Origin of the sequence: Saccharibacillus sacchari DSM 19268, from assembly GCF_000585395.1 — a bacterium.
In the GTDB taxonomy this organism is placed as follows: domain Bacteria; phylum Bacillota; class Bacilli; order Paenibacillales; family Paenibacillaceae; genus Saccharibacillus; species Saccharibacillus sacchari.
This window is the reverse complement of the sequence record NZ_KK073875.1, coordinates 5342729-5359506: the sequence shown is the minus strand read 5'-3', so window position 1 is coordinate 5359506 and position 16778 is coordinate 5342729. Positions and strand designations below refer to the sequence as shown.

The following is a 16778-nucleotide window of genomic DNA, read 5'->3' as shown; positions in this document are numbered from 1 at the left end:
CGAGTATAAGAAACAAAAATAGCCATATCTCATCGACACGGTTCTTGACAAATAAACGATATGAATTTTTTGATGAACGGGTAGTTTACTTTGAACATGACGGAGGGTTAAAAGAATGAAGGCTTTTGGAAAGAAACTGCTGGGGGTGATTGGAGGGGTTACGCTTTCCATAACTCTTGTAGCGGGAAGTGTAAGTGCAGCGAACCAATTCGATGACGTCAAGAAGTCCAACTGGGCTTATTCCACCGTCCAGTGGGCAATCGCAAACAACGTCGTAAAAGGATACCCGGATGGTACATTCCGGCCGGAGAAACAAGTTTCTGAATCCGAATTCCTCATGATGTTCATCTCGGCCTACCAGAAGGTTACACCGACTAAGGGCCAGAAGCACTGGGCAGATCCGGTCTACGTCATCGCAAAGAACCTCAACTGGCCTGTTAACGGTGTAAGCAACGACGCCGTTGGACGAGCTACGAGAGAGCAAGCGATTACGCGTGGCGAAGTCGCAAACATTATAGCCGGCGCAAACGGTGTAAACTTCATCGACGACGCTGCGGTACAGTACCTGCTTACTAACAATCTTGCCGCTGGTAAAACAGGCAACACGGTAGCCGGTTACAAGGCAGATGATTATCTCACGCGGGCTGAAGCCGTGGCTTTCATCCAGCGTGTAAAAACTCGTGGTCTTGAAACGCTTAAAGAGCGCCCAAGATTCCCGAGCACACCTGCAACGCCTACACCAACGCCGCAAGTTCCAAGCGGACTTAAAGGTGTGCAGGCAAGCATGGAGAAAATCGTAGCAAGTAGTTCTACCTTTAAGGGGTATACCGTACGGGCATCCGGCACAAATGTAGCTGCGTATGATACATCTGGTCGTACCAGCGTATCGTATAGTCCCGCTGCTAGTAAGTCTCAAAGCAACATCGTATCTTCCTTCCGTGCAGGGGATACAGCCAGCTTGAAGCTTACTGTTGACGTACTGCAAGCAGTCGGTGTAGCCGTTCCAGACAGCTTCTACAGCAAGTTGCAAAGCGCTGTAGAATCCGGTAAGGAATTCACGGCCAACTACAGTGGGTACACAATCACTGTACGACCACACCCTACGGCGTACAATACGCTTACAATCTGGTTTAAGTAACAAACTAAGACCCTCACTAATATGGTGGGGGTCTCTTTATGTCTGGATTATATTGTTTACACAGTACAGGGTGTGTTTTAATTCTTTTGTGGATATACTCTGGGCCGCACACATTATTAGGACCTTATTGCTACATTCTCCATACATGAATATCTGTTACAAAATGTCTGATAGCACTTTGTATACTGTGTACCCAATGCCTAGTAGGGCGTTAATAACTTGCATCTTTAACAGATGCTTAGTGAAGAAAGGTGCTAGCTTTCTTCTTAAACAGTGGTACAACATATGGATCATGAGTAGGGTTTTTAGCATAGAGGCATCAGTCCTTTGTAATGGGATGCCCAGAGTATTTATCCACAAATCATATGTAGCATACACTGTGAAATAATTCAATACTGCGAAAATAAGCAAGACCCTCACTGAATTGGTGGGGGTTTTTTCATATAAATGTGCAATCGTCAAAATACTATTATTCGATGCTGATGGTCGTTGATTCAAACGAAATATACACAGTGGGCATCCAATAATATGAACAGACCCCAGAGCATGTACTCTGGGGCCAAAGGTTATTTACTATTTACAAGTTTCATGTACGATCCGTCTTTCGCGTAAAGCTCAATGTTGTCCGTGTTGTTTTCGTATTTTTTACCTACACCCGCTCCACCTGCCCAGAATCTTTTTGCTGTACTCTGGCTCATATAGGGCAAACTTTCGCCATTATTTGCGTCATATCTTACAAAGTGGAATCCGCCGAATGTTACACCATAATTCTCTGTTTCGTAGCCCAGGTTATTAATGCCTAGAGCCGCAGAAAGTGATGCATTCTGGAAAACGGAACTTGTAAGCTTCTTTGGATCCATGTTTGCTTTTGCCGTCATTTCGGTCATGATGATGTAGCCTGTGCGTCTGTTGTAGCTGTCTTTACTGAACATGCCTGTGTAAATGCTGTGCTTTACCTTCGTTTGTACATCAAGATCAAGGACGATCATCCGGTGTACTTTTACATCAGCCACAGCGCTCTTCATTTTGATGTCTTTCCCAATCATTTCTTTAAACGTTGATGTGTTATTTGTTTTCACGTACTCAAGTGGTGTGAACGACGTTACGTTTGTGCCTGTAGTCGCAACTTCCCGGAGTTCGTTAAGACCTGTGTACCCGGAGGCTTTACTTCCTTCAACCCCCATGTAGCGAATAAGAATACTTGCAACTTCTGCCCGTGTAACATTATTTTTTGGATTAAAGCTGCCTTTCGTATCTCCCATCATGATGCCCGTACCCATCATGACTGAAATATTTGGAATATTAGACTTATTAAGTCCGCCCTTGTAGAACTCCGTAACCGGTACAAGCGCGTAAGGTCCAGCTACATCACTCAGTGCCTTATTGAACTCTGCACTTGATGCCGCAAGCCCTGTAGCCAGCCACTTTGCAATTTCTTCTCTGCTCATCGCGGTGTTTGGCTTAAGACCTGCACTGTAGTCCGTTTTCTTTACAAAGCCAAGCGCTGTAATTTTGTTTACGCTGGAGTAGGCATAGTTATCTTTCGCTACATCACCGAATGCCACACCAGTCATACTTGGCGTTTGCTTTGTAGCTCTAGCTAGCATCACCGCAAATTCCCCGCGTGTAACGTTACTTCCCGGTTTAAAGCTACCATCTGCATATCCTTTAACGAGTCCAAGATTCGCTGCTTGTTTAATGGCAGCTTCAGCCCAGTGGCCGGAAATGTCAGTGAATGACGTAGTGGCTGCATGCGCTGTATCTGACTTTGTAAGCGGTGTAGTGCCAAGAATCAGAGTAGTGGCTATAGCACCTAGAAGAAGCTTTTTAAGTTTTTTCATATGTGGACCCCCTGTTATAGACTACTTACAGCATACCGGACACGTGTCTAAGGTTCTGTGCGTAACCAGATAATAAAAATGTGCCGCACGTCACATAACCTCGTTTTACTGAGTTATGCCCGTAAAACCCCGTTGCCCAGCAAAAAATGTACAGCCTCCGTTTGAAAGTTGTCAATGGCTTCAGAAAGTGCTGTACGGCCGTCCCCGGATCTGTAATTAGGATCAGCACCATGTTCAAGAAGGAGCTTTATACAGGACAAGTTTCCTCTAGCTGCAGCCACCATCAGAGGGGTTTCTCCGGAATCTTGCACGATGGCAACATCAGCACCTTGCCCCAACAGAAAAGTAACAAGCGAAGAATCACCAAGCTTACAAGCAAAGCTAAGCAGAGTTCTACCGCCAAAGTCCTGCACATTCACATCAAGACCATGCTTAAACAATATGTGAAGCAATCCTTTGTCCGCCATCTCTGCATACTTATATAAAAGAACAGGTACTGTGGAGATAACTTCTGTATGATCATGTAGAAAAAGTGCACAAGCTAAATAGTCTTGTTTTTGTGCGAGATATAAGAACTGCTCTGTTTCTTGAATAGACATCGTAAGCTCGCTCCTTTTCTTAAAAAGAAGCATTCGGACAGGTGAGAGATCAATAAAATTCACTTCTCTTAAAATAATCCCTCAAATTAAGAAAAAATTTATGGTGTGGAGTGAATTTAGTTAATGTTAAATGGATATATAAAGTTACATTCTAAAATAGTCCTTTGCTTTTGCAATAATTTCTCCTTAACATTGTGTGGAATAAAAATTCCAGTTAGTTGAGATAGTCAATTAAAGAACGAATGTGATAAAATTGTGTAAAATGGAGGCGATTAAATGATAAACAAAAAGGCACAAGAACTCGACTATAAGATTGATGAATATATTGAAGTGAATAATATTACCGATTTAACTTTGAGAAGAATTGTAGAAGCTTATTGTACAATTATAGGAAGTAGAGCTAATGAACAAGATGAAATTACAACTTTTTTAATAATACTATCAGAAAACTATAATCTAGATTTAGACCAAAAAGATCAATTGGATGAAATTGTAAAACTAGTTTTTGAAACATATAAATTGATGTATAGCCAAGAGTTGGTGGAATCAGACGAAGATATTTTGGATTCAATCGATTCAATGACTGGGATAGAATTTGAACATCTAGTTCATAAACTACTATCTGCTATGGGACTAGAGGTAAGCATAACAAAAGCTACAGCAGATGGAGGAATTGATTTGATTGCTTTTAGCAATCAAGCGTTCTTTCAAGGGAAATATATTGTGCAATGTAAACGTTATAGCGGAACAGTAGGAGAGCCTCCGCTTAGAGATTTATTTGGGGTCGTTATGTCAGAAAGAGCGAATAAAGGGATATTGATAACGAATAGTACTTTCACTTCTAACGCGACAAACTTTGCGGACGGAAAGCCACTTGAATTAATAGATGGAAATAAGCTTAACGAACTTTTAACACAGTATGGACTGATTGAGCAACTCAGTATAATGAATTTCTCACAATATGGAGATTCCGAGAATGAAAGTTTAGCAGAACTTTCCATTATCAGAAATGAACTTCGTAAGAATACGTCTAATCTTAAACTAAGAGTAAAGTTAATCTCAAAACTGATCTCGGAAATTTGTTCCCCAGTTTTATCTAATTCTTCTACAGACTTACTTAAATATGTTAAAGAGTGTGAAGAACATTTGAATTTCATAATAAAAATCAAAAACTTCCCTAACAAAAAAAGAGGAGACTTTTTAAGACACCTTTCCTATGCCCAGCTAGGAGCGCTTAAGGCTCATCAAGGTGAAATAGCAGAAAGCATTAAACACTATTTAAAAGCGAACGAATATAAGAGTTTAGATAATTATAATCAAATAACGAAAGAAGATGTAGACTTAGATCTATTTTTTTTAGCAAACATAATTAGTGCCATTCACTTATTAGAATATTTAGACGAGTATTTAATTTCATCAAGGTTGAAAGAAGTTTACGTAAATAAAATGAGTCACGGCCATCAAATATTAAAGGTGAAATACAATCAAGAATTCGTTAAAAATTCAAAACTAATTTATCGTCGATATTTTCATGATGAAGAAATCGGCGAGTATTTTAAAGAGTTTGCGGACGAAGAAAACTTGCATGACGAGATTTTTTTTAACCTGTATGATTTCAACAGCTTCGACTTTGATTTAGGCATAAAACATGCTGAATATTACGCAGAAATTTTTCAATTTGACGAACAAGAAAAGTTAAAACAAGCGAGAATCGTAAGGACTCTTTTATAGTAATTCTGACTATTGGTCTAACCACTTATCCAAAGCATTTCTATCTTTATTTCTCCATTTAGACTCTAGATATGTGTTTAATAGAAAACCACTGAGATATTTGGGCCAGAACGAGACGATGGACCAGGTCGGCGGCCATATTCCGGGCGCGATCAATTTCTTCTGGAAGGATCTATTTAATGAAGACGGCACGTACAAGAGCGTCGAACAATTGGAGCAGCACTTCAAAGGCATCGACAAAGACGCCGAGATCGTCGTCTACTGCGGTTCCGGCGTGAGCGCGACCCCGAACGTGCTGGCGCTGGAACAGGCCGGCTTCACAAGCGTGCGGCTGTATGCCGGAAGCTGGAGCGATTGGATCTCGTATGACGATAATGCGATAGGGACGGGGAAGAAGTATAAGATAAAGTTTGCGTTTTTAAAAAGTGAGAAATAAAATCCATCTAACTTTCTTCTTTTTAGAACGCTTATACAGGTATTGAGACTAATAAAAAAACGCGACAGGCTCGATCATGTACACTGACCGCAAAGACCTGTACGCGTTTTTTATAGTACGAATTAAAAAGTTATTTGAGAGAAGTTTGGCGACGCTTGTCTATTTTTTTGAAGATTCTAGTGAACACGGGAAGATACAGCAAAATCCCTAAAACCAAAAGAGTAGAATCAGCGATCATCAGTTTTCCGGTATAAGCAGAGACGATTAACCAAATGAAAGCTAAATGAAGAGCCAAGTAGCCGTACTCTTTTATCTTTTGATCTTTGGGAAAAAAGGGAACCTGAGACATGTAAGCAACCGCTCCAATTGTCATCAGCATAGTAACCATAGATGTCCTCCTGACTTGTTCAGCATTTATAGTTAAGATTTGAACAATTAAATAATATGAAAATACATAATAAAGCGTAACATATATAATTGCTAATAGTGAAAAATATAGAATAAATTAATTTATTTTACTTATGAAATTTGAGATTAACTCAAAAACTAAAAGGATGATGGCAACCGGACTTGCGGCAGTTTTATTTACGACAACTCTACCATTTTACGGAGCTTCTGCCGCAGAGATCGAAACTCATGATTCTTCGATTTCATCAGGAATTATCCAAGTGCGTCGAAATGCTGCCTGATGGAGAAGTAGATTTCAATAGCGATTATAAAAAAGAAGTCGATATTAGCGAAGAAAATGCTCAGAAGATAGAACGTCATATTAGAGCGTGTACGCAAACTCGGGCGACGTGCATCTTTTGCTGCCTTTTCGCTCTCAACCGCGTCACTTTCCCTCGACGTGCCCCGGCACGCCTTCAGAAAAGTTCCTTGCCGAGAACGAAAATTCAGCAAAATCTGCTTCCGTCGGAGTTTGCGTACACGCCCCAATCTGATTAATGAATCCGTAAGAAATGGAAATCCGGTTGTTCATGACGATTTATCTGTAGAGATCGTGGGGAATCCTTCTGGAGTATTATCCGAGTTCGGTATTAAGTCCGCAGCGGCAGCGTCTTCGGGTACTTCTTACTCGATTAGTATTTGGGGCGTTACCGTATTTATGGATAACAATGCGGCTGTTGAATTTGCACAAACGCTTATCAATAGCGGTGGAACGGTTGTAGGAGCTTCGGTAATTTCAAGATTCATTCCGACTCCTCCCACGTTGTTGGTGTCAACGATTGCAGGAGTAATTGGTGGCGGCGGAGTAGCGGCGGGAAAACGCGTAGAGCAATATAATAAAGGCAAAGGCGTGCGTCTTGAATTCAAATTGCCTGCTGGATTCTATGTGTATACGAGATATTAAAATATACAAATCTTATTAAGATTCATAGGAACTCGTACAGGTATAATCCGACTTGGATGGTAGAAGAGGTCCAGTTTAGTTTGAAATAAGGAAGCCCGCGGAGGTCGCGGGCTTTTTTAGCGCGGAAAAATATTTATATTGCAAAATGAACCATGTGTCATTATTATTAAAATGACACATGGTTCATTTTATGAAAAGGATGGTGAAACACATGTCTCCGCGATTGACCGATCAACGAAAAGAAGAACGGAATCGGCAAATTTTGCAGGCTGCGAAAAACGTGTTTATTCGAAAAGGCTATGGAGAAGCTTCGCTCAAGGACATCATCGAAGAAGCAGGAATGAGCCGGGGATGGATTTATCTCTACTACCAAACCAAGGAAGAGATTTTCGAAGCGCTGCTGGATCATCAGGACGCGGAATACGAAAAGGAGCTTGAACGGTTAAAAGCAGAATCCTCGTCGGTTTGGGAAATCGTCCGCGAACTTTATGCCCGGCAGCTTCATGATCTCGAGACTTACGGCGGAGGGATCGTTCCGGCTTTTTACGAATACTTTTTGGTAGGATGGCGGGACTCTTCCCGGAGCGAGCTGCTGCAAGAGCGCTACCAAAAAGGGATCGAACGTTTCGGAAAGCTGCTTCAAGCCGGAGCGGACAGCGGCGAATTTGCTCCGTCCATGAATACGGCGGATATAGCGAAACTGGCTTCTTCGTTCCAAGAAGGCATCGTGACGCATTCGGTCACGATCGGATTGCACAAAGCCAATACGCAGCTGCAATTCGAAGCTTTGCTTCGGTATTTATACGACCTGCTCCACGCCGAAAAATGATGCATAGGGTGTCGATCGATTTGAAGGAGGGAAAACGATGAAGCTGCTTTTTCGCAATCCGACTTTCCGCAAGCTGTTTTTTGCCACGATCGCTTCTCAGTTGGGTACCGTCGTCGGAAACATGGCATTCGCTTATTACTTAGTCGATCGTTTCAGCGAGCGACCTTCCCTCGCGGCTACCGCGGAACTGATGTATTCGCTGCCGGCATTGGCCGTGTTTTGGATCGTGGGAGTAGTTGCCGACCGTTTTGATCGCAGAAGTATTGCTATATACAGCGATTGGATTCGGGCGGGCTTGACGGTACTGCTTCTGCTGTTCGTGCACTACGATCTTATTTTTTTGTGCTTCGTCATCCTTTTTTTGCGCAGCGCGATCTCCAAGTTTTTCGGTCCGGCCGAGATGGGATTGTTACAGGGAAGCATCGGGCACGATCAATATGTTCAAGCTGCCGGTTTGAATCAAATCGTGATGTCGGTGTTCATGCTGTTCGGAATGAGCCTGGGAGCGGCGGCTTATCATTTTGTCGGAATTGCAGGCGCTCTCGTTTTGGACGGTATTAGTTTCATAGTGTCGGGTTTGTTGTTCGTCAAGGGCGATTTTCCCGAACATGCCCGTATACCCAACGGAAAAAACCGGATTCGCGATCTTCGCTTTCCGGTTTTTTTCGCGGACTTCCTTCACGGTCTTCGTTATATTGTTCGACATAAACTGCTGCTTGTCCTGATCAGCGGGTTCATGTTCTTCGGAGTGATGAACGGCGTGTTCGCGGTACTTCCGATTTTCGCGATGAAGTACAAGCTGAGCCCGGATCATTATGTCGTCTACTCCTCGATGGTTACCGTATTTCTCGGCATCGGTTTTTTGATCGGCAGCTTGATCGCTCCTCGCTTGATTAAGCGTTTCACGAGAACTCCGGTCTTGATTTCAGGTTTGTTTGCGGTCGGCATGCTGCTTGTCGTGTTGGGATCAACCGATACGGTGCCGGTTTATTTGGCGATCGTATTGTCGGCGGGAATCGTTCTGGCGCCCGTCAACATTTCTTTGGGAAGCTGGATGCCCGAACTCGTTTCTCCGCAAAACATCGGCCGCGTCAACGCTCTGATCGAACCGATAATGATGCTCGGCCATTCTGCCGCGTTGGGTCTGGTAGCGGTCGCTTTTCCTGCTTGGATTGCCGTTTCCGGGCTGCATTACATGTTGGCCGTTTGCATCACGATTCTGGGTTTTTGGTACTGTTTTTCGCTGCCGCCGCTTGCGCGCAAGCTCGCTATGCCGTCCGGTGACGAACGTAATCATCAAGCGGGTTGAAAAGTGAAACAAAGCAAGAAAGCAAAGAGCGGGAAAGCCCGGAACCATATGGGCTTTTTTCGCGTTTCAGAAATCTGCTTGACAATACCTGAGTTATCCCATAGGATTTAAAAATAAGAACTGACTGACTCGTCAATCGGGAAGGGGATACAGATTGCCTAACGATGAATCGAATGAGGAAAAAAGCAAAGAGCTTGTCGATCGAAAAGCTCAATTGATAGAGATCGCGTTGGAGAAGTTTGCAAGGCTGGGCTATCACCAAACGAAGATATCCGACATCGTATCCGAAGCGGGCGTCGCACAGGGCACTTTCTATTGGCATTTCAAAAGCAAGGAAGCGATCGGGCTGGAGATTATCGAGCAGGGTAAAGAACGTCTGCTGCAGGTGATCGACCAAGGCTATCGGCAGGACACCGGAGATCTCGACGATATGGTCAAAGCTTCGGAAGCCTTATTCCTGCGATTGTTCGACTTCGCGGCGGCTAACCGCCATCTGATGGAAATCTTGTTGATGGGCAACGGAGCCGATCTGACGATCAGGCAAAGCATTTCCGTTGCGCGAAACGCGATGGAACAAGGTTTTCGGCGCAATATTCAAAGGGCAAAAGAGCTGGGTATGCTGCCCGAGGAGATCGATGTCGAGCTTCGAGCCGCTTTGCTGATGAGCATGTGCGAAGGCCTGCTTTCGCGCTGGCTGTTCGGCCCGGGCGATATGCATGCCAAGATCGCGGAGTCGAGCGCCGAGCAGTTGGCGAGCGAATTGGCGAATTTCGAGTTCTACGGATTGTTGGGAAAATCAAGATTACGATAACAAGATCACGATAAGGGGATAAAAAAAGATGACGAAACGTAAATTGGCAGGCATGACCCTCGCGACATTGACCGCTTTGAGCCTTCTTTTGAGCGCGTGCGGAGGAAATTCGGATTCGGGAGCGGCATCCGCGAACGAATTGGAGCAGATCAAAAAAGCCGGCGTGATCAAGGTCGGCACGATGGGCACTTATCCGCCGTACACCTTTTTGAATGAACAAAAAGAAGTAGACGGTTTCGATCCGGACATCGCCAAAGAAGTCGCCAAGCGCATCGGAGTGAAAGCGGAATTCACGACGCAGGAATTTTCCGGATTGATCCCGAGCCTGCAGGCGAAAAAGTTCGACGTTGTGGTCAGCCAGGTCACGATCACGGACGAACGCAAAACGCAGATCGATTTCACCGATCCGTACATCACGAACCAGGTCAAAATCATCGTGAACGAGGGTAACGGCGATATCACGAAGCTGGAAGATTTCAAAGGCAAAAAAGTAGGGGTCGGACTCGGCACCAACGACGAAACGTATCTGCGCACCGAAGTTTTGCCGCAAGTCGGCGATTTCGAAATCAAGACTTACGATGACGTCATTACGTCGCTGAAAGATTTGGACGCGGGCCGCATCGACGCCACGATCAACAACCTGTATGCCTTGAAACCGATCGTGGACGAGAACGGGTTCAAGATCAAAGCGGTAGGCGAACCGATCAAATCGGACGAAGCCGGCATCGCTCTTCGCAAAGACAACGCGGAGCTGCAGGAAGCCATGAACAAAGCGTTGGCGGATATGAAGGAAGACGGCACTTACGATACGATTTTCAAAAAATGGTTCGGCGAAGCGCCGGCCAAATAAATACGGGAACATTCGCCCTCCGGCAGAAAGGCGGTAGAATCCATGCAGCTCGTGTTCGACAATCTGCCCTTCTTGCTGAAGGGCGCAGGGTTTACGTTATTGCTAACGATCGTGTCCATGTTCTTCGGTCTGATGATCGGACTGGTCGTGGCGATCGCCCGTCTCAAAGGCAATCGGCCGATTCGCTGGTTGGCCCGCGTTTATGTATCCATTATTCGCGGCACGCCGCTTTTGGTACAGATCGTCATTATTTATTACGGGGTCGTGGATTACGGAATCACGTTGGGTTCTCTCACGGCGGCTTATATCGCGCTCAGCGTGAACGCCGGCGCTTATTTGTCGGAGACGTTTCGCGGAGCGATTTTGTCGGTTCCCAAAGGTCAGCTGGAAGCCGCTTATTCGACCGGAATGACGCCTTGGCAGGCGATGCGCCGGGTCGTGCTGCCTCAAGCGATGCGCATCGCCATACCGCCCATGGGCAACACGTTTATCGGCATGCTCAAAGAAACGTCGCTCGTTTCGGTCATTACGGTCAGCGAACTGCTTCGCCAAGCGCAATTGCTGATTGCCCAATACTACCAATACATGCCTTTTTATCTTGCGATCGGCGTGATGTATTGGATCATGAGCACGGGGCTGTCCTTCATCTTGGAACGTTTCGAGCGCAGACTGGCCAAGGCTTACTGAACATGGAGGTGACGCGATGATCGCGACGACAGGTTTATCCAAGGATTTTCAGGATCTCGAAGTGCTGAAAAATATCGATCTCCAGGTGGCGGCGAAGGATATCGTGGTCGTCCTGGGACCGAGCGGATCGGGCAAAAGCACGCTGCTGCGCTGCCTGAACGGTCTGGAAGACATTTCGGGCGGCAGCTTCGAAGTGAACGGCATTCGGGTGGAGTCGGCGGCTTCCAAGCGCGCGCGCCAGCAGGCGACGCGGGAGATTCGGAAGCAAAGCGGCATGGTGTTTCAGCAGTTCAACCTGTATCCGCACATGACCGCGCTCGGCAACGTGACTGAAGGCTTGGTCACCGTGAAAAAGCTTCCCAAAGAGCAGGCCGTAGCGATCGGCCGCAAGCTGCTGCACCGCGTCGGGCTTGCGGACCGCGAAGACTACTATCCGTCTCGGCTCTCGGGCGGACAGCAGCAGCGGGTCGCGATTGCCCGTTCACTGGCGATGGAACCGGCCGTCATGCTGTTCGACGAGCCGACTTCCGCGCTGGATCCCGAACTGGTCGGCGAAGTGCTGAGCGTAATGCGCGAGCTGGCTCAAGAAGGGATGACGATGCTGGTCGTGTCGCACGAGATGAAGTTCGCCCGCGAAGTGGCGACCAAAGTCGTGCTGATGGCCGACGGAAACATTGTCGAAGAAGCGGCTCCGCAGCGCTTTTTCGAAGATCCGCAGCAAGAGCGGACCCGGAAGTTTTTGCGTCAGATCAATGAAATTTAAGAGTTGAGAAAGAAGGTTATTCATCATGAACGTATCCACAATCTGGAAAGGCGGCCGCAAGTTCGATTCGACCGGGCCGTCCGGTTATTCCGTAGGCATGGACGCGACGCCGAAATACGGCGGTAACGGCGAAGGCATGACGCCGATGGAACTGCTTCTGGCCGGACTCGGAGGCTGCATGGGCATCGACATCACCATGATTTTGGACCGGTTTTTGTCCGACATTACCCGCATCGAGATCGAAGCCGACGGAACGCGCAAAGAAACCAACCCGTCGGGCTTTACGTCGATCGATCTGTTTTTCCGTATCGACGGCAGCGTTCCCGATTATCGGATCTGGAAAGCGCTGTTGATGGCCGAAGAGAAGTACTGCGCGGTCTCCGACTCGCTCAAAGCGGACATTAACCTGCGTTTGATCCTGAACGGGACTGAAGTGCCGAAGCCGGAAAAGTCCATCTAACAAGCCTGCTTCATTCAAAAAGAAATGCCGTCGGCGTTCGATAACGCCGACGGCATTTTTTGCGTCGTTTATTCCCACCAATGCTTCATTTCCCGGTACCCGGCATCCCAGGCTTTTTCGTTACCCTCTACCGTGATCGTAATCTCGCCGGCTTGCTCGAAATACCACTCGAATAGTTGCGGGGCTTTTTCTTGATACTCTTCGGAATTGGAAAAAATCTCTTGCCCGTCTACGGACATGCTTATGCTTCCTTTAAAGTCGTCTTGATCCGGGATTCCGTATGCCAATTGAAAATAAAATTCTTCGTTATCCAGCTTGTAACGGTACGTTGCCTTCTTGCCGCTTTCGGCATCGTACAACTTGAATTCAGGCACGATTTCTTCACCGCCGACTACAAAAGAATGCGGTTCGGACGTTTGCGCTGCCGATCCGCTACTGCCGTCCGGTTCGTTCAGCGCTACGAACGGCCCCGGATTTTTGGCCAACGCCTGATCCACGCCCGCGCCGACCGTCCCCGTTGCGATCAACAGCACCGCGATGGAAACCCCCATAACGACCAAACTCCGCCAAGCGCTTTTCGCACGCATGCCGAGCTTATACGCCCCGAATCCGATCGCCGCACCTAACGAGTTTCTCAAAATGTCGTCGACGTCGAAACTGCCGAGCATGGTTAACGCCTGCACGACTTCAAGCACGGTAATCGATAAGGCAAATCCGATGATAAACCGCACGAATTTTATCGGATGCAGCAAAGGGATCAAAATCCCGAAAGGAATAAAAGCCGCGATATTTCCCAAACTGACCAGATCCATCAGCGTAGGAGGGAGCAGATCGGCAGGAGTCGGCAATTTCAAAAAATTATCGGGTATAAAGATAAAGGTATAACTTTCCGCCGCGGAATCGTTTCTGCCGAAGGCGAAAAACATGAAGTACAACACCAATAACGTGTAAAGCGATGTTGCGGCGAATAAAAGTTTGCGTCGGTTGGGCATAGCGGTCTCCTTTAAAAAGAATCACTTGAGCTTCTATGCCTAAGACGGCGTTCAGATTTGTTTTGTACCCAATCCGCAAAAAAAGGAGGGAATTCGTTGATGCTTTCGAGCAAGCCTTCCGGCAGACTGTACACCTCTAACCTGCCGGGATTGAAAAAACTGAAGACTGAGGCGGATCGCCTGCTGATCACGAGGGCGGGAGCAGAGATTACGAACGTCGAAACCGTCCGCGCGCTGTCGCCTTCGCCCGATCTGTTCCATACCTATCTCGACGAATGGAGAGACCGCCCGGACAAAAGCTGGTGGCCCGAGTACGAGCGCCGTTTTCGTCGGGAATTAGAAAGCGAGGAGAAGCTTACGGCTTTGCGGGACGTGTACAAAAGACTGCTTCGGGGACAGGACGTGGCAATGATCTGCTTCTGCAAAGACCATCGTTACTGCCATCGCAGACTGGTCGGCGAATTTTTCGAAGACTACGGCGTGCAGGCCGTAGAGTTGAATCCGGTGACGGTGGAACAGATCGATTTGTTTTGAGATTCGAGCAAGAACCGTTTATTAGAGGGAACGGGCAGACCAAGAAGAGTTTGCCGTGAACCAAGTCATTTATTCGAATGCCGATATCGAGATGTGGTACGACTGGGCCGCTCGATTGAACGATACGAAATTGACGGAAGATTGCTTTTGGATCGTAGAAGAAGAACGAAGAGTAGGCGGAATTCTGAAACTGGGCAATACGCTGATGTATCCGTTTCTGATTCCGCCTTTTTCGGATCGGGAGAAGTTTTGGACGGGACTGCTTGACAGCCTCGGAGAAAAGGACGCGCATATCAACGGAGTCATGCAGCAGGATGCGGACATTTTGCTGGCTCGCGGTTTTGAATCGCGGGTTGTTCGCCGCGTCATGTGCAGTCCCGTAAGTTCCCGGGAAACGCTCGCGCTTGCGGAAAGATACTCGCTGCATCCTTTTGACGGCGCAAGCGATTTGAACGAAATTCAGGAGTTGATCCGAAGCGCTTATACGGGCAGTCTCGATTACGAAATGTTCGGTACGCCGAGCGATGAAGAACTGCGCGGCGATATTCAATATTTGCTGGACGTATACCGTCAGCGGAATTTGTCCGTATACGTCGCGGACAAACATTCCGGAAAGCCGATCGGCGTCTGCATAGCAGGAGTCGGGGAGAAGATGCCGCTCGGCTTTGCCGAGATTGCGGAAATCGGCGTCGAACCGTCGCACCGCGGCCGAGGAATCGCGGAATTCATGCTGCATCATGTCAAACACCAAGCGCGACCGTATACGGACGTGGTCAAGTTGTGCGTAACGGTGGGCAACCTGGCGGAGAATCTGTATCGGAAAGCCGGATTTCAAGGAGGGCCGTCTTTTGCGAAAATGAGTCGGATGCCTCGGGCAAACATGAAGTAAACAACCCGATGCCGTCTGCGATCATCCGATAAATTAAACTGCTTTTCTGCCTCTGGGCCGATCGAGCCGGTTTCCGTTTTGAATGATGCGCTGCCCGCATACGGGGCATTGGAATGCCGATCGGTGAACCGGAACGTTTTGCAGCGAATAGTCGCAGTAAGGGCAAACGCCTTGATACTTTCCGAAATATACAACGTGAGCAACTCCCATCAACGCAAGGTTCCACATCAATGCGGTATGGCCGTAGAAGTCGATTCGGCTTAGAAGGATCAGAATAAACGCATAAACGCCGGCAGTGATCAAAGACTCTGTGCGATCTCTTCGGAGTTCGTAAGGATGGCGGTTTTCTTTTCCCGTTTTCCACTCGGCCAGTACGGCTTTTAGATGCCGGGAGTTTAAAGGATCGGTGGCTCCGCGTTTACTGTTGATTATGATCGCGAATAAAACGGGCAGGAACAGACTCGATAAAAAAGAATCGATATGAAACGGTCGGGCGGAAGCGGAAGAAAAAACGAAGATCGGAACCGAGAATAAAATCAAGCCGATCGAGATGAACGTGAATTTCATATTGATTTTTGCCGCAAAAGCATTTCTTCCCAAAAATTGCGTGAAACTCAATAAACCGAAAATCAAAGTCCCGCAAATGCCGACTCTTAGAAAAAAATCAACGATAGCGATAGGGATAATCTCCTTTCAAAATGTATTAGGGTGTTGTTATGTAATTATCATATATTCAATATAATCCCTTTTATTATAAAAAGATAAATAGAAACGAACAATAGAACCAAAGAAGCATGGCTTGGGCCTCATGTTTCGCATAAATCTCAATAAGCGGTTTGCAAAAGAAAAACCCGCGTTAGACGCGGGCTTTCAAGCAGGAACAAGTTCCCTGTCGATCTATTGAAAGGTATGGTTATTTGGTCGGCTGGTACCGCGTTACGTCCACCGCCACATGCTCCAGCTTTGTTTTGCTCAGCGAATGGTAAGGCGCGTAAATCGTCACGAACCGATCATTCAGCGGGAAGGTGAGCATGTCCGTTTTGCCGATTTTGTACCATTTGCCTTTGACGTTATTGGAGTTCGGCAGCGTCACGGTCGTTCCTTTGTAGCCGTAGGAATCGTCGCGCGGGGATACCGATACTTTCATGTATTTGAACGAGAACGTAACGCTGTCGCCGGATACGGCTACGTTCTTGAACGCGTCGCCCGTGATCATGCGCGACGGCACGTATGGGGTCTCGAATCCGTCGAACGCCGCAAAAGCTTTGACGATGCTTTTATATTGAGCGGCGGAGTAATTCACATCGCTTACCGTAAAGTTCGCTTTTTGAGCTTTCGCGGCGGTCGTCGAAGCGGCGGCTGACGAGTGAGTCGTGCTGTTTGCCGCCGAAGCGGTCTGCGCGGATACGGTTCCTGTCAAAAGCACGCCTGCGGCGAGTGAAGCGGCCATCCATTTTGTGTAACGCATTGTTCATCCATCTCCTTCGAAGTCTTGTTTTCTTGTTCTGAGGTTATCTTACCCAAGGAATGTATCCGACTTAAAACTGAATTGTATCCA

General features: G+C 46.9%; 18 protein-coding genes and 1 pseudogene. 13 read left to right on the top strand and 6 right to left on the bottom strand.

The genetic code is table 11. The annotated features are described in order from the left end of the window. Positions 1–115 precede the first annotated feature (115 nt). Complete coding sequence (locus SACSAC_RS27395) at positions 116–1138, top strand: S-layer homology domain-containing protein (protein ID WP_051507355.1); 1023 nt, start codon at positions 116–118, stop codon at positions 1136–1138. A gap of 566 nt (positions 1139–1704) precedes the next feature. On the opposite strand, the gene SACSAC_RS23230 is transcribed toward SACSAC_RS27395, so the two are convergent. Both SACSAC_RS23230 and SACSAC_RS27390 read right to left on the bottom strand, forming a co-directional pair. Beyond that, positions 1705–2979 carry an S-layer homology domain-containing protein gene (locus SACSAC_RS23230; protein WP_051507354.1) on the bottom strand — a complete coding sequence of 425 codons (1275 nt, stop codon included), beginning with the start codon at positions 2977–2979 and terminating at the stop codon, positions 1705–1707. Between the two features lie 113 nt (positions 2980–3092). Beyond that, positions 3093–3578, bottom strand: a complete 486-nt coding sequence (locus SACSAC_RS27390; RefSeq protein ID WP_051507353.1) for an ankyrin repeat domain-containing protein — start codon at positions 3576–3578, stop codon at positions 3093–3095. A 276-nt stretch (positions 3579–3854) separates the two neighbouring features. On the opposite strand from SACSAC_RS27390, the gene SACSAC_RS23220 reads away from it, so the two are divergent. Further along, positions 3855–5309 carry a restriction endonuclease gene (locus SACSAC_RS23220; RefSeq protein WP_037290801.1) on the top strand — a complete coding sequence of 485 codons (1455 nt, stop codon included), beginning with the start codon at positions 3855–3857 and terminating at the stop codon, positions 5307–5309. 79 nt (positions 5310–5388) lie between these two features. Next, a pseudogene (locus SACSAC_RS23215) lies at positions 5389–5745 on the top strand (sulfurtransferase); the annotation flags it as partial. 130 nt (positions 5746–5875) lie between these two features. On the opposite strand, the gene SACSAC_RS23210 reads toward SACSAC_RS23215, so the two are convergent. Continuing rightward, positions 5876–6133 carry a hypothetical protein gene (locus SACSAC_RS23210; protein WP_037290799.1) on the bottom strand — a complete coding sequence of 86 codons (258 nt, stop codon included), beginning with the start codon at positions 6131–6133 and terminating at the stop codon, positions 5876–5878. A gap of 531 nt (positions 6134–6664) precedes the next feature. On the opposite strand from SACSAC_RS23210, the gene SACSAC_RS28105 reads away from it, so the two are divergent. From SACSAC_RS28105 to SACSAC_RS23170, 8 genes are all read left to right on the top strand, one after another. Continuing rightward, positions 6665–7096: a hypothetical protein gene (locus tag SACSAC_RS28105; protein ID WP_156951072.1), complete on the top strand. Its 432-nt coding sequence runs from the start codon at positions 6665–6667 to the stop codon at positions 7094–7096. Positions 7097–7307: 211 nt separating this feature from the next. After that, complete coding sequence (locus tag SACSAC_RS23200; RefSeq protein ID WP_037290794.1) at positions 7308–7925, top strand: TetR/AcrR family transcriptional regulator; 618 nt, start codon at positions 7308–7310, stop codon at positions 7923–7925. A 37-nt stretch (positions 7926–7962) separates the two neighbouring features. Continuing rightward, positions 7963–9234 carry an MFS transporter gene (locus tag SACSAC_RS23195; RefSeq protein WP_051507351.1) on the top strand — a complete coding sequence of 424 codons (1272 nt, stop codon included), beginning with the start codon at positions 7963–7965 and terminating at the stop codon, positions 9232–9234. Between the two features lie 154 nt (positions 9235–9388). After that, positions 9389–10045 (top strand): TetR/AcrR family transcriptional regulator, encoded by a 657-nt coding sequence (locus SACSAC_RS23190; protein ID WP_037290793.1) that lies wholly within the window; start codon positions 9389–9391, stop codon positions 10043–10045. Between the two features lie 28 nt (positions 10046–10073). Next, on the top strand, positions 10074–10895 hold the full coding sequence (locus tag SACSAC_RS23185) for a substrate-binding periplasmic protein (protein WP_037290792.1): 822 nt from the start codon (positions 10074–10076) through the stop codon (positions 10893–10895). Positions 10896–10937: 42 nt separating this feature from the next. Continuing rightward, positions 10938–11582, top strand: coding sequence for an amino acid ABC transporter permease (locus SACSAC_RS23180; RefSeq protein ID WP_037290791.1), 645 nt, complete (start codon positions 10938–10940; stop codon positions 11580–11582). Positions 11583–11598: 16 nt separating this feature from the next. Further along, positions 11599–12345, top strand: a complete 747-nt coding sequence (locus SACSAC_RS23175) for an amino acid ABC transporter ATP-binding protein (RefSeq protein WP_037290790.1) — start codon at positions 11599–11601, stop codon at positions 12343–12345. Between the two features lie 25 nt (positions 12346–12370). Next, positions 12371–12805, top strand: coding sequence for an OsmC family protein (locus SACSAC_RS23170; RefSeq protein ID WP_037290789.1), 435 nt, complete (start codon positions 12371–12373; stop codon positions 12803–12805). Between the two features lie 68 nt (positions 12806–12873). Here SACSAC_RS23170 and SACSAC_RS23165 read toward each other — a convergent pair whose 3' ends face one another. Next, positions 12874–13797: a VanZ family protein gene (locus SACSAC_RS23165; protein WP_037290788.1), complete on the bottom strand. Its 924-nt coding sequence runs from the start codon at positions 13795–13797 to the stop codon at positions 12874–12876. Between the two features lie 99 nt (positions 13798–13896). On the opposite strand from SACSAC_RS23165, the gene SACSAC_RS23160 reads away from it, so the two are divergent. Both SACSAC_RS23160 and SACSAC_RS23155 read left to right on the top strand, forming a co-directional pair. Then, entirely contained in the window at positions 13897–14331 is a 435-nt protein-coding gene (locus SACSAC_RS23160) for a DUF488 domain-containing protein (RefSeq protein WP_037290787.1), read from the top strand. A 55-nt stretch (positions 14332–14386) separates the two neighbouring features. Next, the gene (locus tag SACSAC_RS23155) at positions 14387–15220 is read left to right on the top strand and encodes a GNAT family N-acetyltransferase (protein ID WP_037290786.1); all 834 of its coding nucleotides are present in this window, start codon (positions 14387–14389) and stop codon (positions 15218–15220) included. Positions 15221–15253: 33 nt separating this feature from the next. On the opposite strand, the gene SACSAC_RS23150 is transcribed toward SACSAC_RS23155, so the two are convergent. Further along, positions 15254–15787 (bottom strand): hypothetical protein, encoded by a 534-nt coding sequence (locus SACSAC_RS23150; RefSeq protein ID WP_156951071.1) that lies wholly within the window; start codon positions 15785–15787, stop codon positions 15254–15256. Between the two features lie 346 nt (positions 15788–16133). After that, positions 16134–16688: a hypothetical protein gene (locus SACSAC_RS23145; RefSeq protein WP_051507350.1), complete on the bottom strand. Its 555-nt coding sequence runs from the start codon at positions 16686–16688 to the stop codon at positions 16134–16136. Positions 16689–16778 lie beyond the last annotated feature (90 nt).